This window comes from Serratia sp. CY71090 (assembly GCF_052166845.1).
GTDB lineage: Bacteria > Pseudomonadota > Gammaproteobacteria > Enterobacterales > Enterobacteriaceae > Serratia > Serratia nematodiphila.
Genome location: NZ_JBJNOA010000006.1, coordinates 142,193 through 167,221 on the forward strand (window position 1 = coordinate 142,193; position 25,029 = coordinate 167,221).

A 25,029-nucleotide genomic window follows, 5' to 3' on the forward strand; every position below is an offset into this window, starting at 1 on the left:
CGCAAGGATAACTATGACTGAACTCATCGCTGTCGTCACCATTACTTTACTCGCCGTGATAAGCCCGGGGCCGGACTTTGCCATGGTCTCGCGCAATAGCCTGTTGCTTTCGCGCCGCGCCGGCGTCTTGACCGCCTGCGGCATTGGCGCCGGGGTGCTGGTCCATGTCAGCTATACGCTGATTGGCGTCGGCGTGTTGATTCAACAGTCGCCCTGGTTGTTTAACCTGCTTAAAGCCATCGGTGCCGCCTACCTGATCTACCTCGGCATTACGCTGCTGCGCAACGCGGCGCATCATGACGCAGCCCCCACAACAGCGCCGGCGGCCATCAGCGATTTCGCCGCCTTGAAAACCGGTTTTTTCACCAACGCGTTAAACCCGAAAACCACCATCTTCATCGTCAGCCTGTTCATGCAGGTGGTTTCTCCGCACACCCCGCTCGGCGTGCAAATCGGCTATGGTCTTTTTATCGCCGCCGTCCATATCTTCTGGTTTGCCGCCGTCGCGCTGCTATTTTCCGCACCGGGCGTCAATGCGCGCTTTTTACGTTTGCGCCGCGGCATCGATCGTACCTTTGGCGGGCTGCTGATCGCCTTTGGCGCCCTGCTGGCGATCGCCGGCATCAAGTAACGCCGCAACGCCAAGTTCGTCATTCGCTTCTATGCTTATCAGGGGTTTTTGTTAATCATCTGAGCGGGGTACGGAACATGACGAAACTGTTGGTGCTTTATTACTCAATGTACGGCCACATCGAACGCCTGGCGCAGGCGGTGGCCGAAGGGGCGAATCGGGTCGATAACGTGGACGTGACGGTCAAACGCGTGCCGGAAACCATGACGCCGGAAGCCTTCGCCAAGGCCGGGGGCAAGCAACACCAGCAGGCGCCGGTCGCCACCCCGCAAGAGCTGGCGGACTATGACGGCATCATCTTCGGTACGCCGACCCGCTTCGGCAATATGGCCGGGCAAATGCGCACCTTCCTCGATCAGACCGGCGGCCTGTGGGCGTCCGGCGCGCTGTACGGCAAGGTAGGCAGCGTCTTCTCCTCCACCGGCACCGGCGGTGGCCAGGAACAGACCATCAGTTCGACCTGGACCACGCTGGCACACCACGGTTTCATCATCGTGCCGATCGGCTATGCGACGCAGGAGCTGTTTGACGTTTCACAGGTGCGCGGCGGCACCCCGTATGGCGCCACCACCATCGCCGGCGCCGACGGTTCGCGGCAGCCGAGCAACGAAGAGCTGACCATTGCCCGTTATCAGGGCGAACACGTGGCCAAAATCACCGCCAAGCTGAAAAGTTAAGCGCCCTCCAGCCTCGTGATCCAAAGGGCCGCGCATTCGCACGGCCCCATCTTGTTGCCGACCCGCCGCAAGGTTAGAATGCCCCTCCCCCGGCCATTCAGCGTCTGAAGGCCAGGCCCGAATTCGTTCTGCCCGTCACTCATCCGCTTTCAGCCCGAGGACGGGCGTTCTGTTTTTTGCGCACAGCGAAGGGAATAAGTCAGTGTCTAAAGATTTTGATGAACTAATAAGAGACATGGATCTTATTATTGAAAATGTAGACAGCTTCAAGGCTCTGGCTCCGCGCGCGCCCGAGCCGGCTCCGGCCCCGCCGCCGCCGGTTCATCACTACGACTCGTTCTGCGAAAACATCGCGCTGAAAGTCGTCTTAAAGGTGCTGCTGTCTTCGGTGGACAAAATAGTCAAAGTGCAGATCGCCAACAAGGTCGAGCAAGAGATCGCCCAGATCGAACAGCAGGTGGTGCGCGCCGGCGGCGGCCCGGTGTCACCGGGCGATCTGGCGCAGATGACGCACTACGTTCGCCGCACGGTCAACGACCTGCTGGAATAGCGTTCTCCCCGCCCCTCCACGCCATGCTTATTCGGCGATATGAATTTTTACGTTATTTTTATATCGCCTGTTTTATGCTTGATACACTTCAAAAAATTGACGCATCGTCGGCGGGCACTCCGAGCAACAGCATGGTCAAAACCAAACAAATACTGGTCGTTATTCATCTTTGCAGCTTTTTAGTCCTTCTTTACAGCCTTTCAATGATCCCGCCCCTGCTGATGGGCCTGCTGTATAAAGAAAAAAGCGCCTTCTCGTTTTTCTATACTCTGGTGCTCGCCGCCACGCTCGGCGGATTAGGCTGGCTCGGCACCCGGCAGTCAAAAGTGCAGTTGCGCACCCAGGACGGCTTTCTGATTATCGTGATGTTCTGGCTGTTGTTTTCCGCGATCAGCGCCCTGCCGCTGTGGCTGGATGACACGCTGAACGTCCGGCTGGTTGACGCGATGTTTGAAGGTGTCTCCGGCATCACCACCACCGGCGCCTCGGTGCTGAACGACGTTTCCAGCGTGCCCAAATCATTCCTCTACTATCGTTCGCAGCTTAATTTTATCGGCGGTCTGGGGGTTATCGTGTTGGCGGTGGCCGTGCTACCGCTGCTGGGCATCGGCGGCGCCAAACTTTATCAGTCGGAAATGCCCGGCCCATTCAAAGAAGAACGGCTGACGCCACGCTTGGCCGATACGTCGAAAAATCTGTGGTTGATTTACCTTGGACTGGGGTTGGCCTGCACCGTCGCCTTTCGCCTGGCGGGCATGCCGTGGTTCGATGCGTTGTGCCACGGCATCTCTACCGTCTCACTCGGCGGATTTTCCACCCGCAATGAAAGTCTGGGATACTACGACAGCTCAGCGGTGGAAATGGTCGGCGGCATTTTCTCTATTCTGGCGGCGGTGAACTTCACGCTCTATTTCGTCGCCATCGGCCGCCGCAGCGTGAAACCGCTGTACCGTAACCCAGAGCTGCGCTTTTTCCTGTTGATTCTGTCCATCGTCGTCGCGATCGTGTGTATCGAGCTTTACCGTTCGGGCATGTACAGCGTCAAAGACGCCTTCGTACATGGCTTTTTCCTCACCAGTTCTATGATGACCGACAACGGCCTGGCGATCGCCGATTACATCAAGATCCCGTCCCATACCATCATGCTGCTGCTGGCGGCGAGTTTCTTCGGCGGCTGCGTCGGCTCTACCTGCGGCGGCATTAAAGCGCTGCGTTTTCTGATCATGTACAAGCAAAGCCGGCTTGAGATCAATCAACTGGTGCATCCCAACGCCATATATACCATCAAGGTCGGTAATGCGCCGATCCAGGATCGGGTGCTGCGCTCCGTTTGGAGCTTTTTCTTTCTCTACGTGCTGTTCACCTGCCTGTTTATCTGGCTGCTGAATCTAATGGGCTATGATCTGGTCACCGCCTTCGCCACCGTCGCCGCCTGCATCAATAATATGGGGCTGGGATACGGGGAAACCGCCGCGGGTTTCGGCACGCTAAATGATGCGGCAAAATGGCTGATGTGCGCCGCCATGCTGCTCGGGCGCCTCGAGATCTACCCGATGTTGATCCTTTGTTCACGCGCATTTTGGCGTTTTTGATCCGCCTAACAATGCGCAGGATGCCGTTTCGTTTTGCCATGACTGACACATTCACAACATGAATATGTTGCATTGTTGTATTCGTTTCACTGCGATAAGTTTATTTTACTGTAAATATATACAGTATTTTTTAACTTATTGAGGATATGAATATGCGCTTTAACAACAAGATGTTGGCCTTGGCCGCCCTGCTGTTCGCCGCGCAGGCGTCGGCCGACACGCTCGAATCCATCGACAACTGCGCGGTCGGCTGCCCGACCGGCGGCAGCAGCAACGTGTCTATCGTGCGTCATGCTTATACGTTGAACAACAACAGCACCACCAAGTTCGCCAACTGGGTGGCCTATCACATCACCAAAGACACGCCGGCCAGCGGCAAGACGCGCAACTGGAAAACCGATCCGGCGCTCAACCCGGCGGACACCCTGGCGCCCGCCGATTACACCGGCGCCAACGCCGCGCTGAAGGTCGATCGCGGTCATCAGGCGCCGCTGGCCTCGCTGGCGGGCGTTTCCGACTGGGAATCGTTGAACTACCTGTCCAACATCACGCCGCAAAAGTCCGATCTGAACCAGGGCGCCTGGGCGCGGCTGGAAGATCAGGAACGCAAGCTGATCGATCGCGCCGATATCTCCTCGGTCTATACCGTAACCGGGCCGCTGTATGAGCGCGATATGGGCAAACTGCCGGGCACCCAGAAAGCGCACACCATCCCCAGCGCCTACTGGAAGGTGATTTTCATCAACAACAGCCCGGCAGTGAACCACTATGCCGCTTTCCTGTTCGATCAGAATACGCCGAAGGGCGCCGATTTCTGCCAATTCCGCGTGACGGTGGACGAGATCGAGAAACGCACCGGCCTGATCATCTGGGCCGGTCTGCCGGACGACGTGCAGGCTTCGCTGAAGAGCAAACCCGGCGTTCTGCCGGAGTTGATGGGCTGCAAAAACTGACGGAAAAACCCGCCGAAGCGGGTTTATTCTTCACGCGGGCGCCGGCGGATTATTCCGTCAGCGCCTTTTGCGCGGCGGCCAACTCACGCTGACGAGGTGAGGCTACCGCGTGATCGCGCGCCAACAGCGTATACACCGTCGGCAACACAAACAGGGTAAACAGCGTGCCCACCAGCATGCCGGAGACGATCACCAGCCCCAGGCCGAAGCGACTGGCAGCCCCGGCGCCGCTGGCGAACAGCAGCGGGATCAAACCGAACACCATCGCCCCGGTGGTCATCAGCACCGGCCGCAGACGAATTTGCGCCGCCTGCAAAATCGCGGCGCGCCGCGTCAGCCCCTGATGCATCTGCAGCTCGTTGGCGAACTCCACCATCAGAATGCCGTGCTTGCTGATGAGCCCGATCAGGGTCACCAGACCGACCTGGGTATAGATATTCATCGTGGCGTAGCCCAGCGCCAGCGGCAGCAAGGCGCCGCAGATCGACAGCGGCACGGTGATAAGGATAATCAGCGGATCTTTCAGGCTCTCGTACTGCGCCGCCAGCACCAGGTAAATGATCACCAACGCCGCCAGGAACGCGAACGCCAGCGCGCTGCCCTCCTGGGTGTATTGGCGCGAATCCCCCTGCCAGTCGTGGCTAAATTCGGCCGGCAGCGCATTGGCCTGCCGTTCGAGGAAAGCCACCGCTTCGCCCATCGAAACGCCGGGCGCGGGAATCGCCTGCAGAGTGGCGGCGTTCTGCTGGTTGAACTGGGTCAGCTTGTTCGGTTCGACCTTAACGGCCACCGATACCACGGTGGAGAGCGGCACCAGCGTATTGTCCTGGGCGCGAACATATTGCCGCGCCAGCGCCTGCGGCGTCAGCCGTTGTTCGCGCAGGCTCTGCGGGATAACGTCATAAGCGCGCCCGTCCATCCCGAAGCGGTTGAGGTAGTTCTCTCCCACCAGCACCGCCAACGATTCACCGATGTCGCTCATGCGTATCCCCAGACTGTTGGCCTTGGCGCGATCGATGTGCACCTCCGCCAGCGGGTTGTTGTAGTCCAAATCGCTGTCCACCACCATAAACAGGCCGCTGTTTCTGGCGTTCTGCTTCACCTCCTCCAGGGTGCGGTACAGCTGCGGGTAGTCCTGCGGCGTACGCAGCACCATCTGCACCGGCAGCCCTCCGGTGGAGCCTGGCAAGGCGGGCAGCTGGAAGGCGAAAATGCTGGTGCCTTCAACATCGTTCACCGCCCGTTGCAGATCGGCCTGCACCGCCGACGCCGAGCGCTGGCGCGCCTGCCACAGCGTCAGGTTGATGCCGCCGATGCCGGACGCCGTGCCGTCGCTGCCGTTGATGATCCAGCGGCTTTCGGTTTCCGGCATGCGGTTGTAAACCTCGTCCAGCTTGTAGGCAAAGCGTTCGACATAGTTCAGGTTGGCCTGCTGCGGCGCCTTGATGGCGGTCAGTACGATAGCCTGATCCTCGGTCGGCGCCAGCTCGCGCTGCGGCATCAGGTACAATAGCGGCAGGCTGATCATCACCAGCAGCGCCAGCGTGCCGGTCAGCCAACGGTGGTGCAGCGAGAAATCCAGCGCGCGCGCATAGCGCCGCGTCAGGCCGCCGAAGAACCATTCGGCGGCGTGCGCCACGCGCCCTTCGCTCTGTTTGGCCGGCAGCAGGAGCGAGCTCATCACCGGCGACAACGTCAGCGCCACCACGCCGGACACCACCACCGCCCCGGCCAGCGTCAGCGCGAATTCGCGAAACAGCGCGCCGGTCAGCCCGCCCATCAGGCCGATCGGCGCATAGACCGCCGCCAGCGTCAGGGTCATGGCGATCACCGGACCGGCCACCTCGCGTGCGCCGATCATCGCCGCCGCCAGCGGCGTTTTCCCCTCTTCGATATGGCGATGCACGTTTTCCACCACCACGATGGCGTCGTCCACCACCAAACCGATCGCCAGAACCATCGCCAGCAGCGTCAGCAAATTGACGCTGAAGCCAAAGGCCAGCATCAGCCCGGCAGCGCCAAGTATCGACAGCGGAATGGTCACCACCGGGATCAACACGGTGCGCAGCGACCCCAGACACAGGTAGATCACCGCCACAACGATCGCCAGCGCTTCGAGCAGGGTATGCACCACTTCATCGATCGAGGCCTGAATAAAGCGCGCGGTCTCGAACGCCAGCGCCATCTTCACGCCCGGCGGCTGCATCTTGTCGATCGCCGGCATCAGGTGGCGGATGCCGTCGACGATCACCAGCGGATTGCCGGTCGGCGTGGGGAAGACGCCGAGGAACACCGCCGGTTCGCCATCCATCAAGGCGCTGGTTTCCGTGGCAGCGGCGCCCAGCTCCACGGTGCCGACGTCTTTCAAGCGCACCAGACCGTTGCCGTCGTTGCGCACCACCAGATTGCGAAACTCCTCTACGCTGGTGAGATCGGTATTCACCCGCACGTTGGCAACCACATACTGCCCTTTCACCTTGCCCGGCGCCGCCTGGTAGTTGTTGCGCCGCACCGCATCGGCCACGTCGGCAGCGGTCAGACCGCGGCCGGCCAGCCGATCGCTGTCCAGCCACAGGCGCATCGCCATTTTTTGCCCGCCGAACACTTCAACCTTGGCGACGCCGTCGATGGTGGTGAACATCGGTTCCACCACCCGCGTCAGGTATTCGCTCAGCGCCGGCGTGGACAGCGTTTTACTGGAAAAACCGACATAGGCCACGGCGGTGGCTTCACCGGCTGAGCGCTCAATCACCGGATCGTAAGCCTGCTCCGGCAGCTTATAGCGCACCTGGTTGACCTTGGCCATCACTTCGGTCAGCGCCTGGGTGGAGTCGCGGTTCAGCGCCATGCGCACCGTCACCACGCTGCGCCCCTGCACCGAGGAGGAAGAAAGGTAGTCAACGCCCTCGACGGACGACACCGCCTGAGCGATCGGCTGCGTAACAAAGCCCTGCATCAGCTCGGACGACGCGCCGGGATAGTCGGTGCTGATGGTGATGGTAGAGTTTTCCAGCAGCGGGTATTGGCGGATCGGCAGTTTGCTGAGCGCCAGCGCGCCGAACAGCAGAATCAAGGTGCTGACCACCAGCGCCAGCACCGGCCGGCGCACGAACAGATCGGTAAATGTCATCGGTCTCTCCTCAGGAACCGGCCTGGGCGGCGTTCAGAGCATCCTGCGCTACCGGCTCGGCCGCCATGCCGTCGCTCAGCTTGAGCTGGCCCGAAGTCACCACCCGGTCGCCTTCCTGCAGGCCGTTGACGATCTCGACACGCCCGTCGTTGCGCTCACCTACGGTGACTGAGACGCGCTTGACCGTCATGCCCTTTTCACCCTGCTGGGCCAGAAACACGGTATCGCCGTACGCCGTATAGGTCAGCGCCGTTTCCGGCACCGTCAGCACCGCCACGCGCTGCTGCTGCGTGACGCGAATGCCGGCGTACATGCCGGCCTTCAGCAATCCCTGGCGGTTAGTCAACGTCGCCTGCACCTGCACGGTGCGGGATTTGCCGATCATCGGATCGATAGCGGTAATGGCGGCGGGGAAAGCGCGCTCGGGATAGGCGCCGACCTGCACCGACACCGCCTGCCCCAACGCCAGTCCGGCGCTGCTTTGTTCGTCCAGCGAGAAGTTGACGCGCAGCGTATCGGCGTCCACCAGGTTGGCCACCGCCTCGGCGGCGTTGAGGTATTGCCCTTCATGCACGCGACGAATGCCGATGGTGCCGGAGAACGGCGCGCGAATCGCCTTTTGCGCGATTTTGGCCTGCGTTTCCTGCACCGCCCCGAACGCCATATCCCGTTCGGCCAGCGCATCGTCCAGCTGTTGCCTCGCGGTGGCGTTGAGGTTCATCAGCTTGCGCATGCGCGCCAGCAGCAGATCGGCATTGCGCAGTTGCGCCTGCAGGCGCACCAGCTCAGCCTGCTCGACCGCATCGTTGAGCTGCACCAGCAGTTGCCCCTGCCGTACCGTTTGGCCGGATTCGAACAGGATGCGCGTAATGCGGCCGCTGGTCTCTGCCGCCACTTCCACCTGACTGGCCGCCTCCAGCTCGCCTACGCCGGCGTAACTGCGCGCCGCCTGTTCACGCAGGGCGGGCGCCAGCGCCACTTTCACCGGCGGATAGGCCGGCGCGCCTTCGCTTTGCCGCGCGGTGGATCGCATCGCTACCGCAGCGACGGCGAGCGCCGCCAGCAGCGCGGCAATAATGAGGTATCGTTTCATCATGCAGCCTCACGCGTGTTGGCCAGCCGTTGACGCAAACGGCTGGCGATGGCCGTCACCCACAGCCCGCCGATCACCGTGATGTGTTCCAGCGCGAAGTAGAGGGAGATCTGCATGTTGGGAGCGGACATATTCCAGAAGGTGTGTACGATCACGATAGTCAGGATCAGGAACGCCGACAGCATGCCGGCGCCCAGCCACACCCAGCGGTTCAGCAAGATCAATACCGAACCTGTCAGCAGCACCGACGCCGACGCCAGGTTGAACAGCCAGGCCGGATGCAAACCGGCGGCGCGCATCTCCGCCAGGCTCCCTTCGATGTCGAACAGCTTGGCGAGCCCCGACGAGATGAAAATCACCATCAAGCACAGACGTGCGAGCAGCCAAAGCCAATAACTGTCCAGAGCGGTGTTGATAAAGCGTTGCATAACGGTTTCTTCCTGATTTTACAGCCGAGCCATCCTTCTCCCCGATAAGACGGGGGCAGGTCTTGAGAGATGCCGGTTGCCAAGCCCGGCAGGCTGAACTATAAAACCTCAGGTTAACTTGAGGTCAAGTTGAGGAAAGATAAAATGGCAAGAAATGAACCGATTGACGCCAATCGGCTATTGACCGTCGGGGAAGTGGTGAAACGCAGCGGCGTGGCGGTATCCGCACTGCACTTCTACGAGAGTAAAGGGTTGATTCAGGCGACGCGCAACGCCGGCAATCAGCGGCGTTATCCGTCGGTGGTATTACGCTATATCGCGGTGATCAAGATCGCGCAGCGCGCGGGCCTTCCGCTGGAAGAAATCCGCGCCGCACTAAGCCGCTTCCCCATCGGCAGCAAGCTGACCTCAGAACAATGGGGAGTGCTGTCCTCCGCCTGGCGCAAAACGCTGGATGAGCGTATTCAACGGCTAACGGTGCTGCGCGACCATCTCGACAGCTGCATCGGCTGCGGCTGCCTGTCGCTCACCGACTGCCCGCTGCGCAACCCGAACGATATATTGGGCCGGCAAGGGGCCGGCGCGCATATTTTCGAACACCCGGATGGGCAATGATAAGCGGCTAGGCAACCGGCATCATGGAAAGGCGGCGATTGGCTTCGGCGAATACCGCGACGCTGTGATCGATAAATGCCCGCACCGGCGGCAACAGGCCTTTGCCGCTGGTGAACACCAGGTGAACAATGCTGTTCGGCGCACGCCACTGCGGCAGCAGGCGCAGCAGTTGACCCGTCCGCAATTCGTTGGCACACAAATGGATCGGCAAAAACGCTACGCCGATCCCGGCAATCGCCGCACTATGCAACGTACTGTAATCCCCGCAACACATCCGGGGTACATGTACGAACGTACGTTGATTGCCTGCATTGTCCTCGAATTCCCAGCGATCGCGATCCAGCCATTCTCCCATCGACAACGTCGGCAAACTGGCCAGCTGTTCGAACGACTGCGGCAAGCCGCCGGCTTTCTCCACCAGCTGCGCGCCGGCGACCAAAATGCGTTGCCGCACGCCAAGATCGCGTTTAATCAATGATTGATCCTGGTCGAAATGGCTCGTAATGCGAAACGCCACATCGATCTTTTCATTGATCAGATCCACATGGCGCTCATGGATCAACAGTTGCACGCGCACGTCCGGATAACGCGCCATAAAATCCAACAGCAGATGGGAATTATAATACTGCATCAAACCGGGCGGTGAACTGATGCGCAGGCAGCCGCTCACTTCGGCACGCGCACGGGCGACAATGGCATCGGCCGCCTCCAATCGCTCGATAATCGCCTCACACTGCCGATACACATCGCGGCCAATATCCGTGACGCGGAAACTGCGCGTCGAACGTTCGATTAACCGCGCACCGTAACTCGCCTCCAGACGAGCCACGCGTTTGCTGAGTTTGGATTTGGCCTCGCCGCTCGCCCGCTCCGCGGCGGCGAAACCGCCATGTCTCACCACCAAAGCAAACAGTTGAAGATCGTTCAAATCCTGCATGCCCCCTCCTTATCGTTTCCAGTTTGGAAACGATGCATTACGCTTTCAGGCACTACCGCGCCGGCACCCCGCTGCTTATCCTTTAGCATAACGAAACAAAAAGATTCAACCATAGCAAAGAACAAGCGTATTGCGATTGAGGAGAACATCATGAAGAACGTCATGTTTAAAACGATGCTGCTGGGCGCTTTTGTCTTTTCAGGCGCAACAATCGCGGCAACGCAAATCAATAGTCAACAGGCGGACGCCCTGACGCCGCGCCAAGTGATTACCGTTAGCGGTGCCGCGAATCTGAGCGATGCGGAAAAGATGTTGGCAGACAAAACCGACAAGACCGGTGCCCGTTACTACAAAATCATCGCGATCGTAGGCAATAACAAGCTGCACGCCAACGCAATGACTTATCAATAACCCTCTCCGGCAGCGGCAGCTGCCGGTTTTTTTGCCTCCCCATTCATCAGGGATAAATAATGTTCAACGTGGCCGAGGTGTTGAGTTCCCCCTGCGTGACGCCATCGCGCTGATAAGGGTAATAATAAGCGCCCATGCCGATGATGAAATGACTGTTCAGGCTGCCGCCGGCGGCGACATGAAACAGCGAGGTGGCGCTGCCGCGATCGACGTTGGAAGGCGACAATACCACCGGCGAGCTCGGCATGTCGCGCTTGACCAGGCGCAGCCCCACCCCTTGCGCACCACCCGCATTGGCATTGGTCAACACGCTGGCGTCGGAGGCCAGCAGGTTATTGCTGGACAGGAACATCTCAACGGCGCGATCGGCGATGCCTTCCTGCTGCATGTTCTGGCAGCTGATGTTCAGCGAGAACGGCGTGTAGCCGGGTTGATTGTTATTCAGCACCTGCGCCACGCCCATTTTGGGCAACCTGACCGTCAGGCCGGCATTGTCGAAACGACAGGTGGTGGTTTTGGGCGCGTATTTGATGTTCATCGGCTGGCCGTACATATCGCGTTCGTCATAAGGCCAGTTGCCGGTCAGGAGCCAACTGAGTATTTTCCCGACTTGCTGCAACAGCCAAATCGGCAATTCCCATATCTTTATGCCGGTAATGTCCGAGACCATCAGCGCGTCATCCAGCATCAGCGTATCCCCCGGCACCACACGACCATTTTTGGGCTTCGATTCTAACGAGTAGCGCACGGTCATCGGCGTATTTAACTCGGCGGCGGAATGTTCGCCGCGCTTTGACAGTTCACGATCGCCAATCTTATTGACGATTTGCGCGCGTATCCACTGCGTGCCGTTGTTAAAACCAAAAATAGCCGCATTCTTATTATCGGGCGACAGCTTGAGCGTATAGGTAAATTGGCTCGTTGAAGAACCGCAGTCGAAAGTGCCGACATATTGGGTGCTGTATTGCTCCTCCCACACCGGGGTGTTGGCATTCAGCTTATCGGAGAGATCGACATTCAAAGCCGGTGCAAATGAGATCCCTTTGCCAAAACAGGTGGCATAGCTATAGCCGCTGAACAGCCCGGACAGCAGCAGCAAAAAAATCAGCCTGATCATAGGTTCGGTTATCCTGTATTAGCGGCAAACGCCGGGCGACGCATCCAGCGCCAGAGTTGGTTTAGCGATGTGGCAACTGCCGTCGCGCAATTGCACCGTCAACGCCGTTGGCGGCTGTTCGGCGCGCAGGTACAACACGCTGGCCTGGCCGACAAAACCTACCGACCGATCGTTTTCATCCATCACTTCGGCGCCGAACGGCAGCGGCGCACCATCGGCGCGCTGCGCCCGCAGCTGGAATGGCCGACGTTGATCGGTCTCGAATTTCAGGTAGCTGACCGCGCCGTAGTAAGGCACATGGTTGGCGACGTTGCCGCTGATTTCCGCCCCGCTGCTGTGGCCGGTATCCGATAGCGTGACCGAGTTTTGCCGGTACGGCGTGGCATAAGGCACCAGCGCCAAACCCTGCGCATTGGTCACGATGCTTTCGTCGCCGTTGACCATCAGCCCTTCGGCCTGCGGCGCCTCGACCACCGTCATGGTGTTGCCGATCTCGTTCGACGCCAGCAGATGCCAGGGGATCGCCACCAGGCTGCCGCGCGCGCTGAGGCCGCTCTGACGATAATCGTTGCCTTCGCTGTAGGAGACGCCCAGCGTCGAGGCGCGAGCGCGATAGGCCGCATTGACGCTGGCCATATTGTCACCGCCGCTGCGATTGCTGCCGCTCAGCGAGTAGCTCAGGCGGTTGGACTCCAGCGCATTGCCGCTCAGGCTGACCGTGCTTTGCTGATAGTGGGAGTCTGTCGCAGACAGGCCGGTGCTGAGGTAGGCGTTGTTATCGAACACCGACAGCGGCAGGCTGAACGACAGGTAATAGCGCGTCTCTTCCTCATGCTGGCTGTTGCGCACCCGGCTGGCTGAAACGGAGTAGCTGACGCGCCCCAGATTGTTGGAGTACCCCAGCTGGTATTCGTGGCTTTTCGCATTGGCCGTCCAGTAATCACGCTGGGAGCCGGAGAAGAACAGCGTGCCCCCCCCTTCGTTAAGACGCTGGTTCAGGTTGAGCGTAAAGGTATTTTTCGGCCGAGCCGAACGCAGCGCATCCCAGGTGTTCATATCCAGTTCGGACACGCCCTCCTCGTCGCGCCAGCGATCAAACTGACGCTCCAGCTGGCGATAGCCGTCATTGGAGTAAATGGCGTCGGTAAAGCTGTAGTAACCGCGGGTGGAGTAGCGATAGGCAGCCAGCGTGAAGTTGGTCGCGGTGACATCGAGAAATTTACTGTAGGCGATACGGAAGCTCTGCCCGCTTTCACGGCGGTTTTTCAGGCGAGTATCGGCATGCGTCAGATCAATGGACACCGCCCCTATCGGCAGGTTCCAGCCGCTGCCGAGCAGCCAGGCCTGATAGTCGTCGCTCAAAATGCTGCCGGCATACCCCGTTACCAGATTGTTGAAACCGTACTGCAGGGTGCCCTGTACAAAGCCGGGTTCATAATCGGTATTGCTTTCGTTTACCTTGCCGGCCAGTACACTGTATTGGCTGACACCCTGTTTCAACATGTTGGGTACGGCTGAAAACGGCACGCTGAACGACTGCTCGCGCCCGTCAGCCTCTTTGACCGTCACCCACAGATCGCCCGCCGAACCGGTCGGCTGAATGCTGTCGAGGGTAAAGGCGCCCGGCGGCACGTTTTCCTGGTAGATCACGTTGCCGTTCTGCACCACTTTCACCAAGGCGTTGGATTGCGCCACGCCACGCACAATCGGTGAAAAACCCTGCTGCGAGTTGGGCCGCATGCTGATATCCGACGCCAGCGCCACCCCGCGAATGCGTACCGAGTCGAACAGCTCCCCCGGCGAATAAAAATCACCGGCGGTCAGGTTGGATTTGATGTCGGCGAACCCGCGCTGCAGATAACGCGTGTTGTTCTGCCACTGGCTCCCCCGCCCGCTGCCGTGGCGAAAGCTGCTGCTGTCGCGAAATTGCCAGCCGGCCAGATTGATCCCGGACTCCAGCCCGGTATAAAAATCGTCATTGTTGCTGCGATTGCCTTCGCCGCGCGCCTCGGCGTGGTAGTAGGTCGCGTTGTAGGCCAGCGTCAACGCGGAGATGCCACGATTCCAGAAAGCCGGATCCACGTACCCTGCTTCCGATCGGTTGACCCGCGCCTGCGGCACCGTCAACCGCAGGCTCAGCGCGCCAACGTCCATATCGAACCGCCCGCCCTGTACCAGCGCGGCGATCGACAGCGTCGTCTGGGGCGCCTGAGGTGTCGGCAATTGACTCAGATCGATGCCCAACCGCTGCGCATCCTGGTAGGCAATTTGAATATCGTCGCGTTGCGTGCCAAACAGCAGCGCGTAGCGCCCTTTCCAGTCATGATTGACATACACATCGATCTCCTGCCGGCCGGCCGGCATGTCATTGTTGAGGTAAAAACGCGAAAGATCGGAATCGCGCGATTCGCCGGCCAACAGCGAAGTATCGAACGTCACCGCCCAGGCCGCATCCGGCAACAAGAATGAAGAGGCGGTCAGCAGCGAGAGGACTTTTTTATTCAGCTTCATTGTTGTTCTTTCAGGTTAGTGTGCGGTGATGGCTTTAGACTTGTAAGCCCCCAGATCGTCGATATACATCAGGTCATAACGCGCGTTTTTACTGACCGATCGTTTGCTGGCGGCAAACTGGGTGGAAAACGGCGCAACCATCAGCGAATCAACCAGCAGATGCTTGTCCTCACCCTGGCCGATATTCGCTACCGTGATGAAATACGGGCTGTTGTTGATGACGTTGAACCCCTTGCCATTGGCTTGCAGCGTCAGTTTTTCCAATGCGTTTTCTACGCCGCGGATTAAAGCCTGCGGGCGGTAGAACAGCTTGATGCGCGATTTGATCGCCAGTTGCAGCGTATTGGTACCCTGCAGGTTTTCCGGCGTCGGCGGGATATCCAGCACGTTGAGATAGAACACCGATTCACGATCCGCCGCCAACGCGGCGCCGACTTTCTGAATGCGCAGCTGCTGCCCGCTGTTGCCGTTCACTTTCACCACCGGTGGCGACAGCAAAAACGGTACGTTGGCGGTTTCCGGGGTGGAATTGATGTCGCCGTCGTCGATCCAGGCCTGAACCAATGAGGGATCGGCACCGTTATTCAGCAGTTGGACAATCACATCCTTGTTGTTTGCCGGGTAGATCACCCGCGTACCGTTAACCACCACATTGGCCTGCGCGCCAACGGCACCGAGCAACAGCGCCGCTATCATCATATATTTTTTCATCGTTCCCCCGGGTAGCCAGGCCCATCAAGGGCCTGGCTTTCAGCGCGATTACAGGTAAGAAATGGTGTAAGTCACGTTGGAGCTCAGAGCGCCCACTTTTGCCGCTTCGGCGTTGGTTTTGTAGTAGTACGCGTCCAGCGTCAGGGTTTCTGAATCCGGTGCCGCTTTATCGCCCATGATGTCGGTGACATAAGGCACGTTCAGCTGGATCGGGGTGGAAGAACCGGTTTTAGCCAGAGAGAAGCCCACGTTCTTCGCAACGGAAGCGTCGTTCTCGTTGACCGAGTTGTTCAGCAAATATTTGCCGTCGGTGGAGATGTTATCCGCGGAGGAGAAGTAGATTTTCAGCGGGGTGCCTGCAGTGCCGGCCGCCGGCGAACAGCCGGAGAAGGTCAGCGAGAAGGACTTCTTGTTCTTGGTGATTGGCCCAACGGCGTTACCCGCGTCGGTCACCGAGATCGGGCTCAGCGCGACGGTGAAATCCGCGCTTTTTCCGCCGTTAATCGTACAGGTGGTGTCGGTAATGGCACCGGTAAAGTTAATGATGCCACCGGCGGCATTGTTTTCAGCAAAAGCCGTAGGGGCAGCGACCGCTGCCGCCATGATTGCAACAGAAAACATCTTCTTCATCATGAGATAAAACTCCATAACAGTTTGGTTTAAAAGAATAAATAAAAATCAGCCGCTGCCGGCGGGATAAAATAATCCCTCCCCGTAATACAGAGGCAAAAGGATGAACACATTCCTGTTTTTATAAGATCAAGCAATAGCGTTATTAATCACCCGAAAATAAAAACGATGAAAATAACGAATCTCTAGAGAACCTCCGAGAAACCGGATGAGATTTCCAGTAAGTTGTGCACCCGATTCTTCAATCCTATTTTGCGTAATGCACTGCATTTCTGCGTACTGACCGTTTTTACGCTTTTATCAAGAATCCTGGAAACCTGAGTCACCGTATAGCCGAAGGAAAGCAAAAGGAGCGTTTCCACTTCACTTTTCGTCACACAACTTTTCGTATGGCGGCCCACGCCTCTCTCAACGCTTCCATTCACTGCAGGGCGCTGCGAGATATTATCCACCAGAAAAGACAGCTCTTTACTGATGCCGGGGACACTGCCTTTTTTATCGAGCACGACGACATCATGCGAGACAGAGCGAAATAACAGACGGCGTTTCTCTTCCGTCGTCAAAAAAATCTTTACGCCATGAATAGCCGACAATAATGCCACAGCCATACTGAAGCGCGACATGCTTTTTACCGCATCATCGACGATCAGAATATCGTGGCAATTTCGCCCCATAGCCAAAGGCAGATCGTCATAGTAGGCAATAACGTGATCTTTATGAAAAACACTTGGCATCAATATTATTCTTTTTATCGCCTCTCTGAAAAAAATGTTTTCAGATACGATACCGATACTGAGCATACTTACTCCATCCATAGCCAAGGACAACGTCGATACTTTGCACTTAATACCTATCTTTTCTTGGAAAGTTCACATTACCGTTCGTGAGCGAACAATAAGCGATTGGCACATAAACAAGCGCCGTAAACACGAAGATAATTCTGCATCAAACCATAAAATACAGAAACATTGTTTTTATTAACCAAATTAATAATTATAATAATCTAAAAAAACAAATTTTTTAAGAATTTAACACCAAAAATAACATAAAAAACGGCAATGGAATGCATTTTAAGTTAGCCGAGAAAGTAAAAAGCCGCCTTCATTGAAGGCGGCTTTGGCTACGCCCCAGAGGAGCGTTCTAAGTTCGGACTCATAGAGCCCTCTCTTCACACTTCATGTAGCGATAACTGTTTATCATCCGCTTCATGCTTTTCTTGATACTTGACGTATTTACGGATCATTTTTGTATTCACACCTACGGTGTCTACGCCGTATCCCTTTGCCCAGAAGGTATTTCCTCATAGCCTATGCTTGCGTAAATAGGGAAATTTGCTGAAGGGCCTTATTGCTGTCCTACCCTTCAAGTAACCCATCACCTCTGATACTGGCAACTTCGGCGGTATCTTCACCAAAAGATGCACATGCTCTAACTGAACATTTAATTCAATAATTTGGATCTTCAGTTGCTCACTGAGTATCCATATCTGTCGGTACACTTCTTTCCCAACATTGCCTTTGAAAATTCTGAACGGCACTTAGGCGTCCAGACTATATGATATTGACGATGCCGCAGTACGTGAGAGGCTCTTTGAAACCTGCTCATGTTTAATTTCCTTATAATTTATATGGACAATGGATGGGGATTTTGGCATGAGTAGATTTTTACAGGCAGAGCCAAGACCGAGCCGATAACCACGCCCACAGGACATGGTTTTAAACCAGGAATAAAAAACGCCCTTGATTATTTATTTTTTCGCCCAGAATCTTGACCTATCTGAAGTTTCAATAAATACTAGCAGTGAACTACAGGCCTATATCATTATAAAAACCTGAATACATGAAATATATTATCGATCTCTGCGTGATCTATGACGCAAACGCGTGTAGTCTCCAACTCATTGATAATGATGAGTCATCAATACGGATATCCAACCCGGCTTCGCGCCTGTTAATTGAAATGCTGACTCATCCCAATATCCCATTGAAACGTGAGATGTTGATAAAAAAGGTATGGGAAGAGTATGGTTTTTCAGGCTCATCGATCAGTCTAAATGTAGCCGTCAGTGAAATAAGAAAAGCATTCAAACTTCTGGGTAGAGAAACTTCCCCAATAAAGACCCTGGCGAAAGTCGGGTTTTGTTTCACCGCTATGATTGAAATTTATCCGCCACCGCAGGTAACCGTCAGCGAAACGCCGCCTTCTTATGCTTCAGAGCCGCTTTCGCCCCTGGCTCCTGTTGCCGAACCACACCACGTGCCGCCGCAGAAAAAGGTAAAGGTTAGCGCTGTTGCCACTGTCTGCTGCGTATTTATTCCTCTGTTGATCGTAGCGACGCTTTATCCTATCGAACCTGCTGATCAACCTTGGGAAAATTTAGTTGCGTTAGGAAAAAAAGACAATTGCACCTTATATTCTCTGGATGCAGATAAACATATTGATGACGAACTGGAAAAGCGCATGGTCAACCAGGCATTAGAAGGCAGCGGTGTGGATTGTCTAGCCAGTAAGGTGGATATCTATTTTTCTTCCGAAAAATATACGTTGACTTCTAACACCTTCCTCGGTGTGTGTTATCTCGGCTCGCAAGATCGATATAACCACTGTGTTACCTACAAAATTCTCAATGGAAAATAAATGGCCGCATTGCGCAACCCAAAAATACTGATTATCGGATTTTTGGCAGTGATCCTCTTCATTATCCTGCTTCGTGTTTTAACACCCGCCGCACCTGTATATATCAATTGCCAAGCCGAAACGATCGCAAAAAAACGATTAGCTTCAGGCGATGACCTGGAACTAAAAATGACGGGCAGTTTATTCATCTATGACGAACATCACGCCATGATCGCTCAACGTGGGGACATTACCTTGGAAGGAAAAACCTACAAACTGGATAGAAAAATAAACTTTGATATAAAGAGGTTGGATCACGGGTTTTACATGACCACCCACCGAGAAATCAGCAAAGATCCCGACGATAACGCGCCGCATGAACTGATCAAAGAAATCCCCATGCTCTCTCTCCTCATTAAGAATGGCGTTTTTTCGATGCGTAAAGTGCGACAGGATGCGTACATCGTTCATGGCGTGCTTTTCCCGATCACGATATGCCATAGCAGAATGCTATAGAGAGACAGCGAAGAAGCATAAGGGGGCGCGCTCTTGGCAAACACGCCCCAGATGGCGGTTGGGGAGGCGGGAGGACTATTTTACCGACATATCCGTGCGGACGATGCCATGGTTTTTCATCACCTCTTCCATGGTGAGGTTCTCATCGTACGGCGTATCGTCCACCACGACGTCTTGCGGGCGGACATAAGGTTTGGTCGCGCGTTTGAACATCCACCACCATACGAACACCAGGAAAGCGCCGGACTTCAAAAAGATCATGGTCCATAAGGCGACTTGATACCAGTTCATCTCTGTCTCCATAAGAGCATTAAGCAAAATTGATAAGGCGGCGTTGCTTGTCGCAGCGGTAACGCCTGGCAACAGCAGGCATCCGAGCGGCCGGCCTTGATAGGTGCATAATCTCACCGACGCATGGCCCTTATCAATAGCCGATCGCGTTTCCTGCAGAAGCGCCCCGGTTTATCCGCACGCAAAAGCAAAAAACCCCGTGCTCAGAGAGCACGGGGTCAGAATGTATGGCGGAGGAGCAGAGATTCGAACTCTGGAACGGTTTCCCGTCGACGGTTTTCAAGACCGTTGCCTTCAGCCACTCGGCCACCCCTCCGCAACGACGCGCACTATAAACAGACCTTATTCGCTTGTAAAGCCCGAACGCGTTCAACCGCGCGAAAAATCGCCGCAGGCAAAGCAAGCGGCGATCAAACGAACACCCGCCCCGCTGTTGCCATAATGATAACTAAGGGTAAAGATTGGTAAACAAACTTTAATCAAGCCCTTGCGCTGCCTATCATCGGGATTATTTTGTGATGGCCTGATAAGAGAGAGCATTATGGACCGCATTGTCGTCTCATCTTCTTCGCGCGACTCGCTGCTCAGCACGCATAAAGTCCTGCGCAACACCTATTTCCTGTTATCCCTGACCCTGGCTTTCTCAGCCCTGACCGCGACCGCCAGTACAATGTTGGGTCTGCCTGCGCCAGGCTTGCTGCTGATGCTGGTCGGTTTCTACGGCCTGATGTTCCTGACCCATAAACTGGCCAACAGCCCGGCGGGCATTCTGGCGGCTTTCGCGCTGACCGGTTTCATGGGATACGCCCTCGGCCCGATCCTCAGTTCGTTCCTGAACGCCGGCGCGGGCGATCTGATCATGCTGGCGCTGGGCGGCACCGCCGCGGTGTTCTTCTGCTGCTCGGCGTATGTGCTGACCACCCGTAAAGACATGTCGTTCCTGTCCGGCATGATGATGGCCGGTTTTGTGGTGCTGCTGGTGGCGGTGATCGCCAACCTGTTCCTGCAGATCCCTGCTCTGCACCTGGCTATCAGCGCGCTGTTCATCCTGTTCTCCGCCGGCGCGATCCTGTGGGAAACCAGCAACATCATTCACGGCGGCGAGACCAACTACATTCGCGCCACCGTTAGCCTGTACGTGTCGCTCTATAACATGTTCATCAGCCTGTTGAGCATTCTGGGCTTCGCCCGCAGCAACTGATCGCGCGTTACGCATGCCTTCCAGGCCCCGCTCCGGCGGGGCTTTGTTTTTTGCGGCCGAAAAAATTTGCTAAACTGGCGGCCGTTCCGAATTATCCGTTATCGAGGCAGTATGTTGGAGTTTGAAGGTCAGGTTATCGACACTGACGCGCAGGGCTATCTGAAAAACAGCGCCGACTGGCATGAGGGCCTGGCGCCGCTGCTGGCCGCGCAGGAAGAGATCGTGCTCACCGAAGCACACTGGGAAGTGGTGCGCTTCGTGCGCGACTTCTATCAGGAATTCAATACGTCGCCGGCTATTCGCATGCTGGTCAAAGCCATGGCGCAGAAATACGGCGAAGAAAAAGGCAACAGCCGCTATCTGTATCGCCTGTTCCCGAAAGGGCCGGCCAAACAAGCCACCAAAATCGCCGGCTTGCCGAAACCGGTGAAATGCATCTGACCGTTCTGCCCGCAGCGTCGCTGCAGGCGAGCATTCAATAGCGAATGCCAAACCCGGCGTAATCGGCCCCCCCCTGCGGCTCCACCAGCACGCGTTCAACGCGCGCGCTGCGCGGGCCGCCCTGTTTCAACCACTCCACCAGCTTATCCACCTGCGCCTGTGTGCCGCAGGCCACCACCTGAACGCTGCCGTCATCGAGATTGCGCGCATAGCCGGTCACCCCCAACGCCTCGGCCTGCCGCTGAGTGGAATAGCGGAACCCTACCCCCTGTACCACGCCATACACATACGCAGCAATACAAACTTGTGTCATAATCGCCCCCTTAATTCAGTTTTCATTATGGCATTGCCGTGCCTTTGCACCGCCATGTCACTCTTTCTATCCTAGCTGGCAGCATTATTAATTATGACCGTACGCCTGTTTCTCGCCAAAGGACGTGAAAAGTCCTTACTCCGTCGCCACCCTTGGGTGTTCTCCGGCGCCGTTCAACGTGTTGAGGGTAAAGCCCTCTCCGGTGAAACCATCGATATCCTCGACAGCCAGGGCAAGTGGCTGGCGCGCGGCGCCTATTCGCCCGAGTCGCAGATCCGCGCACGCGTCTGGACTTTCCAACAGGATGAAGAGATTAACATCGATTTCTTCATTCGCCGCCTGCAGCAAGCGCAAAGCTGGCGTGACTGGGTCGCGCAGCGTGACGGTCTGGACGGATACCGCCTGATCGCCGGCGAGTCCGACGGCCTGCCGGGCATCACTATCGATCGCTTCCAGAATTTCCTGGTGCTGCAGCTGCTGTCCGCCGGTGCCGAATACCAGCGCCCGGCCCTGCTTTCCGCCCTGCAGCATTGCTACCCGGAATGTTCGATTTACGATCGCTCCGACGTTGCGGTGCGTAAAAAAGAAGGCCTGCCGCTGGCGCAGGGCCCGGTGCTGGGCGATCTGCCGCCGGAACTGCTGCCTATTACCGAGCACGGCATGAAGCTGCTGGTGGACATTCAGCAAGGGCACAAGACCGGTTTCTACCTCGACCAACGCGACAGCCGCCTGGCGGCGCGGAACTACTCTGCCGGCCGCCGAGTGCTGAACTGCTTCTCCTACACCGGCGCCTTCGCCGTTTCCGCTCTGATGGGCGGCTGCGCGCAGGTGATCAGCGTGGATACCTCGCAGGCGGCGCTGGACATCGCCAAACAGAACGTCGAACTCAACAAGCTGGATCTGAACAAGGCGGAGTTCGTTCGCGATGACGTGTTCCAGCTGCTGCGCAACTACCGCGCTCAAGGCGAAAAATTCGATCTGATCATCATGGATCCGCCTAAGTTCGTCGAGAACAAGAATCAGCTGGCCAGCGCCTGCCGCGGCTACAAAGACATCAACATGCTGGCGCTGCAGTTGCTGAATCCAGGCGGCATTCTGCTCAGCTTCTCCTGCTCCGGCCTGATGCCGACCGACCTATTCCAGAAAATTTTGGCCGATGCCGCTGTAGATGCCGGACGTGATGTACAATTTATAGAGCAGTTCCGCCAGGCTGCCGATCACCCGGTGATCGCCACGTATCCTGAGGGGCTGTATCTGAAAGGCTTCGCTTGTCGGGTGATGTAACTTGAAATGCGCTGCCTTGCCCCCATATATGAGCAAGGCATTGTTTCTCAGGAGGTCATCATGATTGCCAGCAAATTCGGTATCGGACAACAGGTTAGGCATAAACTGCTGGGGTATTTGGGGGTCGTTATCGATATCGACCCGGAATACTCTTTAGAACAACCCAAAGCTGACGAGATAGCGGCGAACGACGAACTGCGTTCCGCCCCTTGGTACCACGTGGTGATGGAAGACGAGGAAGGCCAACCGGTGCACACCTATCTGGCGGAAGCGCAGCTGGATGGTGAGCCCCAGGAAGCACATCCCGAGCAGCCATCGCTGGATGAACTGGCGGAATCCATCCGTCACCAGTTACAGGCGCCACGTTTGCGCAATTGACCGCGCCAAGACCTGAGAAACCCCGAGAGGGCCCGGCATCGCGCCAGGCCCTTTTTTTATTTAGCGCTCCAGCCCTAAACGCGGGATTTCTATTTTTGGGCAGCGATCCATCACTACGCGCAGCCCAGCCTGTTGCGCCAGCGCTGCCGCCTGATCGTTGATCACCCCTATCTGCAACCACAGCGCCCTGGCGCCGATCGCTATCGCCTCTTGCGCCACGCCGTAAGCCGCCTCCGAATTGCGAAACACATCAACCATATCCACCGGCTGTGGGATAGCGGCCAGCGTAGGGTAAACCTGCTGCCCCAGCAGCGTCTGCCCCGCCAGTTTTGGGCTGACCGGGATCACCTGATACCCTTGTGCCAACAGATATGCCATCACACCATAGCTGGGCCGCGACGGGTTATCGCTGGCGCCGACCAGCGCGATGGTTTTCACCTGCTGCAACAGCTCAACAATCTCTTGATCTTGCATCTTCAACTCCCGTTTATCACTGCGTCACTTTCCATTTCGAGTGTAACCGATCGGCATTCGCTCGGTTAAACGCTAATGCGAAGGAAACTTCACCGCAATCTTATGGTCAGAGGCTGTCGCGGTTCAGCTGCGCACGGTCGTGTCTAATCGCGATAAAATATGTAAAAATGTAAACAAAATACCCGATTGAAAAATTTTGACACAACCTATGCCGTGTTCAACACTTAGAGCGACGTCACTTTATAAGGAGATAATGATGAAATTTGGTCTGGTGGTTGCGGCGTTGCTCAGCATCAGTATGCCTGCCGCGGCTACGACCCTGAAACTCTCCCCGGACATCGACCTGCTGGTGGTCGACGGCAAGAAAATGACAGGTTCGTTGTTAAAAGGTGCCGACAGCCTTGAACTGGATGGCGGGCAGCACCAGTTGCTGTTTAAAGTGACCAAAACCGTACGTTCCGGCCAGCATACACAGGCCTATACCTCCCTGCCGCTGGTTGCCAGCTTCAATACGCAAAAGATCAGCCAAGTGGCGATCGAGCTGCCGCGCATCGAGAACGATCGTGATGCGCAACGCTTTGACAGAACGTTAAATTATCTGGTGGTCGATAAAGACGGCAACGCCTTGCCATTCCGGCATGATGCGCTGCATCCCGACAGCGTCACCTTCAATACCGATTTGGAAAAGGTGATGACCGATTACAACCGCCAGAACCGCCCGGCCTCCGTTCCGGCCTTTGTGCAGGCGAACGCAGGCAATCCCTCAACCCCCGCGTTGGCCGGCGCGCCGCTGAATGCCCCGACGGTGACGTTGAAAGGTGAAAACGTGTCGGAACAGATGTTGCAATACTGGTTCCAACAGGCCGACAAGGAAACACAGAAGCGCTTCCTGCGCTGGGCCAATAAACAACCGATTCGCTGATCCCTCCCGGCGTCTTTCCCCGCAAAGGCGCCTTTTCTTCGCATTTTCAGGCGCAAACGCTAGGCAGTGAAAAACAGTTTCAGTAATCTGTCGCACATCCCCCCGATTAGCGAAGGACACCGAGATGGAATTGACTACCCGCACTATCGCCGCGCGCAAACACATTGCGCTGGTGGCGCACGATCACCGCAAACAGGCCCTGTTGGAGTGGGTAGAAAGCCACAAGGCTATTCTGACGCAGCATCAGCTTTACGCCACCGGTACGACCGGCAACCTGATCCAGCGCGCCAGCGGCATTCCCGTCACCAGCATGCTGAGTGGCCCGATGGGCGGCGATCAGCAGGTTGGCGCACTGATTGCGGAAGGCAAGATAGACATGCTGATCTTCTTCTGGGATCCGTTGAACGCGGTGCCGCACGATCCGGACGTGAAGGCGCTGCTACGGCTGGCGACCGTATGGAATATTCCGGTGGCCACCAACCGCTCGACCGCGGACTTTCTGATCGACTCTCCGCTGTTCAAAAGCGAGGTGGAGATCGCTATTCCCGACTATCAGCGCTACCTGCAAGACCGCCTGCAGTAGTCCTCACGGCCTGGCTGCCGCCAG

27 protein-coding genes, 1 tRNA gene and 1 pseudogene are annotated in these 25,029 nt (G+C 56.7%); 15 read left to right on the forward strand and 14 right to left on the reverse strand.

The window, feature by feature from the left end; genetic code table 11:
• Window positions 1–13: 13 nt before the first annotated feature.
• The 5 genes from ACJ8OK_RS13140 to ACJ8OK_RS13160 all read left to right on the forward strand — a co-directional run bounded on the left by ACJ8OK_RS13140 (window position 14) and on the right by ACJ8OK_RS13160 (window position 4,403).
• Window positions 14–631: a LysE family translocator gene (locus ACJ8OK_RS13140; protein ID WP_033633409.1), complete on the forward strand. Its 618-nt coding sequence runs from the start codon at window positions 14–16 to the stop codon at window positions 629–631.
• A gap of 77 nt (window positions 632–708) precedes the next feature.
• Window positions 709–1,308 carry an NAD(P)H:quinone oxidoreductase gene (wrbA, locus tag ACJ8OK_RS13145; protein WP_015377377.1) on the forward strand — a complete coding sequence of 200 codons (600 nt, stop codon included), beginning with the start codon at window positions 709–711 and terminating at the stop codon, window positions 1,306–1,308.
• Window positions 1,309–1,543: 235 nt separating this feature from the next.
• Window positions 1,544–1,858: a hypothetical protein gene (locus ACJ8OK_RS13150; RefSeq protein ID WP_004928047.1), complete on the forward strand. Its 315-nt coding sequence runs from the start codon at window positions 1,544–1,546 to the stop codon at window positions 1,856–1,858.
• 131 nt (window positions 1,859–1,989) lie between these two features.
• Window positions 1,990–3,450 carry a TrkH family potassium uptake protein gene (locus tag ACJ8OK_RS13155; protein WP_033633682.1) on the forward strand — a complete coding sequence of 487 codons (1,461 nt, stop codon included), beginning with the start codon at window positions 1,990–1,992 and terminating at the stop codon, window positions 3,448–3,450.
• Between the two features lie 152 nt (window positions 3,451–3,602).
• Entirely contained in the window at window positions 3,603–4,403 is an 801-nt protein-coding gene (locus tag ACJ8OK_RS13160) for a DNA/RNA non-specific endonuclease (RefSeq protein ID WP_015377376.1), read from the forward strand.
• A 49-nt stretch (window positions 4,404–4,452) separates the two neighbouring features.
• On the opposite strand, the gene ACJ8OK_RS13165 is transcribed toward ACJ8OK_RS13160, so the two are convergent.
• Genes ACJ8OK_RS13165 through ACJ8OK_RS13175 form a run of 3 tightly spaced genes read right to left on the reverse strand, consistent with a single transcriptional unit; the run spans window position 4,453 to window position 9,054 of the window.
• A complete protein-coding gene (locus ACJ8OK_RS13165) occupies window positions 4,453–7,533 on the reverse strand; it encodes a MexW/MexI family multidrug efflux RND transporter permease subunit (RefSeq protein WP_004928056.1) in 3,081 nt (1,026 codons plus the stop codon).
• A 10-nt stretch (window positions 7,534–7,543) separates the two neighbouring features.
• Complete coding sequence (locus ACJ8OK_RS13170) at window positions 7,544–8,629, reverse strand: efflux RND transporter periplasmic adaptor subunit (protein ID WP_213929153.1); 1,086 nt, start codon at window positions 8,627–8,629, stop codon at window positions 7,544–7,546.
• The gene (locus ACJ8OK_RS13175; protein ID WP_374930343.1) at window positions 8,626–9,054 is read right to left on the reverse strand and encodes a DoxX family protein; all 429 of its coding nucleotides are present in this window, start codon (window positions 9,052–9,054) and stop codon (window positions 8,626–8,628) included. The genes ACJ8OK_RS13170 and ACJ8OK_RS13175 overlap by 4 nt, the downstream gene beginning before the upstream one ends.
• A 144-nt stretch (window positions 9,055–9,198) precedes the next feature.
• On the opposite strand from ACJ8OK_RS13175, the gene soxR reads away from it, so the two are divergent.
• Window positions 9,199–9,669: a redox-sensitive transcriptional activator SoxR gene (gene soxR / locus ACJ8OK_RS13180; RefSeq protein WP_033633412.1), complete on the forward strand. Its 471-nt coding sequence runs from the start codon at window positions 9,199–9,201 to the stop codon at window positions 9,667–9,669.
• A 7-nt stretch (window positions 9,670–9,676) separates the two neighbouring features.
• Here the strand turns inward: soxR and ACJ8OK_RS13185 are convergent, their stop codons facing one another.
• Window positions 9,677–10,606 (reverse strand): LysR substrate-binding domain-containing protein, encoded by a 930-nt coding sequence (locus ACJ8OK_RS13185; RefSeq protein ID WP_033633413.1) that lies wholly within the window; start codon window positions 10,604–10,606, stop codon window positions 9,677–9,679.
• Between the two features lie 150 nt (window positions 10,607–10,756).
• Between ACJ8OK_RS13185 and ACJ8OK_RS13190 the strand changes: the two genes are divergently transcribed.
• Window positions 10,757–11,017 (forward strand): DUF1471 domain-containing protein, encoded by a 261-nt coding sequence (locus ACJ8OK_RS13190; RefSeq protein WP_033633414.1) that lies wholly within the window; start codon window positions 10,757–10,759, stop codon window positions 11,015–11,017.
• Window positions 11,018–11,063: 46 nt separating this feature from the next.
• Here ACJ8OK_RS13190 and ACJ8OK_RS13195 read toward each other — a convergent pair whose 3' ends face one another.
• The 6 genes and pseudogenes from ACJ8OK_RS13195 to tnpA all read right to left on the reverse strand — a co-directional run bounded on the left by ACJ8OK_RS13195 (window position 11,064) and on the right by tnpA (window position 17,591).
• A complete protein-coding gene (locus ACJ8OK_RS13195; protein ID WP_085058607.1) occupies window positions 11,064–12,134 on the reverse strand; it encodes a fimbrial protein in 1,071 nt (356 codons plus the stop codon).
• An 18-nt stretch (window positions 12,135–12,152) separates the two neighbouring features.
• On the reverse strand, window positions 12,153–14,645 hold the full coding sequence (locus ACJ8OK_RS13200) for a fimbria/pilus outer membrane usher protein (protein ID WP_442530630.1): 2,493 nt from the start codon (window positions 14,643–14,645) through the stop codon (window positions 12,153–12,155).
• A 15-nt stretch (window positions 14,646–14,660) separates the two neighbouring features.
• Window positions 14,661–15,356: a fimbrial biogenesis chaperone gene (locus ACJ8OK_RS13205; RefSeq protein ID WP_033633417.1), complete on the reverse strand. Its 696-nt coding sequence runs from the start codon at window positions 15,354–15,356 to the stop codon at window positions 14,661–14,663.
• Window positions 15,357–15,404: 48 nt separating this feature from the next.
• The gene (locus ACJ8OK_RS13210) at window positions 15,405–15,977 is read right to left on the reverse strand and encodes a fimbrial protein (RefSeq protein ID WP_424840203.1); all 573 of its coding nucleotides are present in this window, start codon (window positions 15,975–15,977) and stop codon (window positions 15,405–15,407) included.
• 194 nt (window positions 15,978–16,171) lie between these two features.
• Window positions 16,172–16,786, reverse strand: coding sequence for a LuxR C-terminal-related transcriptional regulator (locus ACJ8OK_RS13215; protein WP_033633418.1), 615 nt, complete (start codon window positions 16,784–16,786; stop codon window positions 16,172–16,174).
• A 368-nt stretch (window positions 16,787–17,154) separates the two neighbouring features.
• A pseudogene (gene tnpA, locus ACJ8OK_RS13220) lies at window positions 17,155–17,591 on the reverse strand (IS200/IS605 family transposase).
• A gap of 234 nt (window positions 17,592–17,825) precedes the next feature.
• Here tnpA and ACJ8OK_RS13225 point away from each other — a divergent pair.
• Both ACJ8OK_RS13225 and ACJ8OK_RS13230 read left to right on the forward strand, forming a co-directional pair.
• Window positions 17,826–18,623, forward strand: coding sequence for a winged helix-turn-helix domain-containing protein (locus tag ACJ8OK_RS13225; protein WP_050501263.1), 798 nt, complete (start codon window positions 17,826–17,828; stop codon window positions 18,621–18,623).
• Window positions 18,624–19,118: a hypothetical protein gene (locus tag ACJ8OK_RS13230; RefSeq protein ID WP_033633419.1), complete on the forward strand. Its 495-nt coding sequence runs from the start codon at window positions 18,624–18,626 to the stop codon at window positions 19,116–19,118.
• Window positions 19,119–19,193: 75 nt separating this feature from the next.
• On the opposite strand, the gene ACJ8OK_RS13235 is transcribed toward ACJ8OK_RS13230, so the two are convergent.
• Entirely contained in the window at window positions 19,194–19,409 is a 216-nt protein-coding gene (locus tag ACJ8OK_RS13235) for a hypothetical protein (RefSeq protein WP_016928277.1), read from the reverse strand.
• 228 nt (window positions 19,410–19,637) lie between these two features.
• Window positions 19,638–19,725: transfer RNA gene (locus ACJ8OK_RS13240), tRNA-Ser, on the reverse strand.
• Between the two features lie 225 nt (window positions 19,726–19,950).
• On the opposite strand from ACJ8OK_RS13240, the gene yccA reads away from it, so the two are divergent.
• Together yccA and tusE are read left to right on the forward strand one after the other, a co-directional pair.
• On the forward strand, window positions 19,951–20,610 hold the full coding sequence (gene yccA / locus ACJ8OK_RS13245) for an FtsH protease modulator YccA (protein WP_004928091.1): 660 nt from the start codon (window positions 19,951–19,953) through the stop codon (window positions 20,608–20,610).
• A gap of 111 nt (window positions 20,611–20,721) precedes the next feature.
• Window positions 20,722–21,051, forward strand: a complete 330-nt coding sequence (tusE, locus tag ACJ8OK_RS13250; RefSeq protein ID WP_004928095.1) for a sulfurtransferase TusE — start codon at window positions 20,722–20,724, stop codon at window positions 21,049–21,051.
• 34 nt (window positions 21,052–21,085) lie between these two features.
• Here tusE and yccX read toward each other — a convergent pair whose 3' ends face one another.
• Window positions 21,086–21,364 carry an acylphosphatase gene (yccX, locus tag ACJ8OK_RS13255; protein ID WP_049239714.1) on the reverse strand — a complete coding sequence of 93 codons (279 nt, stop codon included), beginning with the start codon at window positions 21,362–21,364 and terminating at the stop codon, window positions 21,086–21,088.
• A gap of 93 nt (window positions 21,365–21,457) precedes the next feature.
• On the opposite strand from yccX, the gene rlmI reads away from it, so the two are divergent.
• Together rlmI and hspQ are read left to right on the forward strand one after the other, a co-directional pair.
• Entirely contained in the window at window positions 21,458–22,648 is a 1,191-nt protein-coding gene (gene rlmI / locus ACJ8OK_RS13260; RefSeq protein WP_031300125.1) for a 23S rRNA (cytosine(1962)-C(5))-methyltransferase RlmI, read from the forward strand.
• A 60-nt stretch (window positions 22,649–22,708) separates the two neighbouring features.
• Window positions 22,709–23,026, forward strand: coding sequence for a heat shock protein HspQ (gene hspQ, locus ACJ8OK_RS13265; protein WP_004928104.1), 318 nt, complete (start codon window positions 22,709–22,711; stop codon window positions 23,024–23,026).
• 60 nt (window positions 23,027–23,086) lie between these two features.
• Here hspQ and ACJ8OK_RS13270 read toward each other — a convergent pair whose 3' ends face one another.
• Window positions 23,087–23,500: a CoA-binding protein gene (locus tag ACJ8OK_RS13270; protein WP_033633420.1), complete on the reverse strand. Its 414-nt coding sequence runs from the start codon at window positions 23,498–23,500 to the stop codon at window positions 23,087–23,089.
• A 256-nt stretch (window positions 23,501–23,756) separates the two neighbouring features.
• Here ACJ8OK_RS13270 and ACJ8OK_RS13275 point away from each other — a divergent pair, with 256 nt between their 5' ends.
• On the forward strand, window positions 23,757–24,422 hold the full coding sequence (locus ACJ8OK_RS13275; RefSeq protein ID WP_033633421.1) for a DUF2057 family protein: 666 nt from the start codon (window positions 23,757–23,759) through the stop codon (window positions 24,420–24,422).
• Between the two features lie 124 nt (window positions 24,423–24,546).
• Window positions 24,547–25,005 carry a methylglyoxal synthase gene (locus tag ACJ8OK_RS13280; RefSeq protein ID WP_033633422.1) on the forward strand — a complete coding sequence of 153 codons (459 nt, stop codon included), beginning with the start codon at window positions 24,547–24,549 and terminating at the stop codon, window positions 25,003–25,005.
• Window positions 25,006–25,029 lie beyond the last annotated feature (24 nt).

What these genes read in the sequence shown, in the direction of transcription:
- ACJ8OK_RS13205 (WP_033633417.1), bottom strand. Translation starts at nt 15,356, where the DNA reads ATGAAAAAATATATGATGATAGCGGCGCTGTTGCTCGGTGCCGTTGGC.
- ACJ8OK_RS13190 (WP_033633414.1), top strand. Translation starts at nt 10,757, where the DNA reads ATGAAGAACGTCATGTTTAAAACGATGCTGCTGGGCGCTTTTGTCTTT.
- ACJ8OK_RS13195 (WP_085058607.1), bottom strand. Translation starts at nt 12,134, where the DNA reads ATGATCAGGCTGATTTTTTTGCTGCTGCTGTCCGGGCTGTTCAGCGGC.
- hspQ (WP_004928104.1), top strand. Translation starts at nt 22,709, where the DNA reads ATGATTGCCAGCAAATTCGGTATCGGACAACAGGTTAGGCATAAACTG.
- ACJ8OK_RS13170 (WP_213929153.1), bottom strand. Translation starts at nt 8,629, where the DNA reads ATGATGAAACGATACCTCATTATTGCCGCGCTGCTGGCGGCGCTCGCC.
- ACJ8OK_RS13175 (WP_374930343.1), bottom strand. Translation starts at nt 9,054, where the DNA reads ATGCAACGCTTTATCAACACCGCTCTGGACAGTTATTGGCTTTGGCTG.
- ACJ8OK_RS13225 (WP_050501263.1), top strand. Translation starts at nt 17,826, where the DNA reads ATGAAATATATTATCGATCTCTGCGTGATCTATGACGCAAACGCGTGT.
- ACJ8OK_RS13155 (WP_033633682.1), top strand. Translation starts at nt 1,990, where the DNA reads ATGGTCAAAACCAAACAAATACTGGTCGTTATTCATCTTTGCAGCTTT.
- tusE (WP_004928095.1), top strand. Translation starts at nt 20,722, where the DNA reads ATGTTGGAGTTTGAAGGTCAGGTTATCGACACTGACGCGCAGGGCTAT.
- ACJ8OK_RS13150 (WP_004928047.1), top strand. Translation starts at nt 1,544, where the DNA reads ATGGATCTTATTATTGAAAATGTAGACAGCTTCAAGGCTCTGGCTCCG.
- ACJ8OK_RS13200 (WP_442530630.1), bottom strand. Translation starts at nt 14,645, where the DNA reads ATGAAGCTGAATAAAAAAGTCCTCTCGCTGCTGACCGCCTCTTCATTC.
- ACJ8OK_RS13280 (WP_033633422.1), top strand. Translation starts at nt 24,547, where the DNA reads ATGGAATTGACTACCCGCACTATCGCCGCGCGCAAACACATTGCGCTG.
- ACJ8OK_RS13235 (WP_016928277.1), bottom strand. Translation starts at nt 19,409, where the DNA reads ATGAACTGGTATCAAGTCGCCTTATGGACCATGATCTTTTTGAAGTCC.
- ACJ8OK_RS13160 (WP_015377376.1), top strand. Translation starts at nt 3,603, where the DNA reads ATGCGCTTTAACAACAAGATGTTGGCCTTGGCCGCCCTGCTGTTCGCC.
- ACJ8OK_RS13270 (WP_033633420.1), bottom strand. Translation starts at nt 23,500, where the DNA reads ATGCAAGATCAAGAGATTGTTGAGCTGTTGCAGCAGGTGAAAACCATC.
- ACJ8OK_RS13210 (WP_424840203.1), bottom strand. Translation starts at nt 15,977, where the DNA reads ATGTTTTCTGTTGCAATCATGGCGGCAGCGGTCGCTGCCCCTACGGCT.
- wrbA (WP_015377377.1), top strand. Translation starts at nt 709, where the DNA reads ATGACGAAACTGTTGGTGCTTTATTACTCAATGTACGGCCACATCGAA.
- yccA (WP_004928091.1), top strand. Translation starts at nt 19,951, where the DNA reads ATGGACCGCATTGTCGTCTCATCTTCTTCGCGCGACTCGCTGCTCAGC.
- ACJ8OK_RS13185 (WP_033633413.1), bottom strand. Translation starts at nt 10,606, where the DNA reads ATGCAGGATTTGAACGATCTTCAACTGTTTGCTTTGGTGGTGAGACAT.
- soxR (WP_033633412.1), top strand. Translation starts at nt 9,199, where the DNA reads ATGGCAAGAAATGAACCGATTGACGCCAATCGGCTATTGACCGTCGGG.
- rlmI (WP_031300125.1), top strand. Translation starts at nt 21,458, where the DNA reads ATGACCGTACGCCTGTTTCTCGCCAAAGGACGTGAAAAGTCCTTACTC.
- ACJ8OK_RS13140 (WP_033633409.1), top strand. Translation starts at nt 14, where the DNA reads ATGACTGAACTCATCGCTGTCGTCACCATTACTTTACTCGCCGTGATA.
- ACJ8OK_RS13275 (WP_033633421.1), top strand. Translation starts at nt 23,757, where the DNA reads ATGAAATTTGGTCTGGTGGTTGCGGCGTTGCTCAGCATCAGTATGCCT.
- ACJ8OK_RS13215 (WP_033633418.1), bottom strand. Translation starts at nt 16,786, where the DNA reads ATGCTCAGTATCGGTATCGTATCTGAAAACATTTTTTTCAGAGAGGCG.
- yccX (WP_049239714.1), bottom strand. Translation starts at nt 21,364, where the DNA reads ATGACACAAGTTTGTATTGCTGCGTATGTGTATGGCGTGGTACAGGGG.
- ACJ8OK_RS13230 (WP_033633419.1), top strand. Translation starts at nt 18,624, where the DNA reads ATGGCCGCATTGCGCAACCCAAAAATACTGATTATCGGATTTTTGGCA.
- ACJ8OK_RS13165 (WP_004928056.1), bottom strand. Translation starts at nt 7,533, where the DNA reads ATGACATTTACCGATCTGTTCGTGCGCCGGCCGGTGCTGGCGCTGGTG.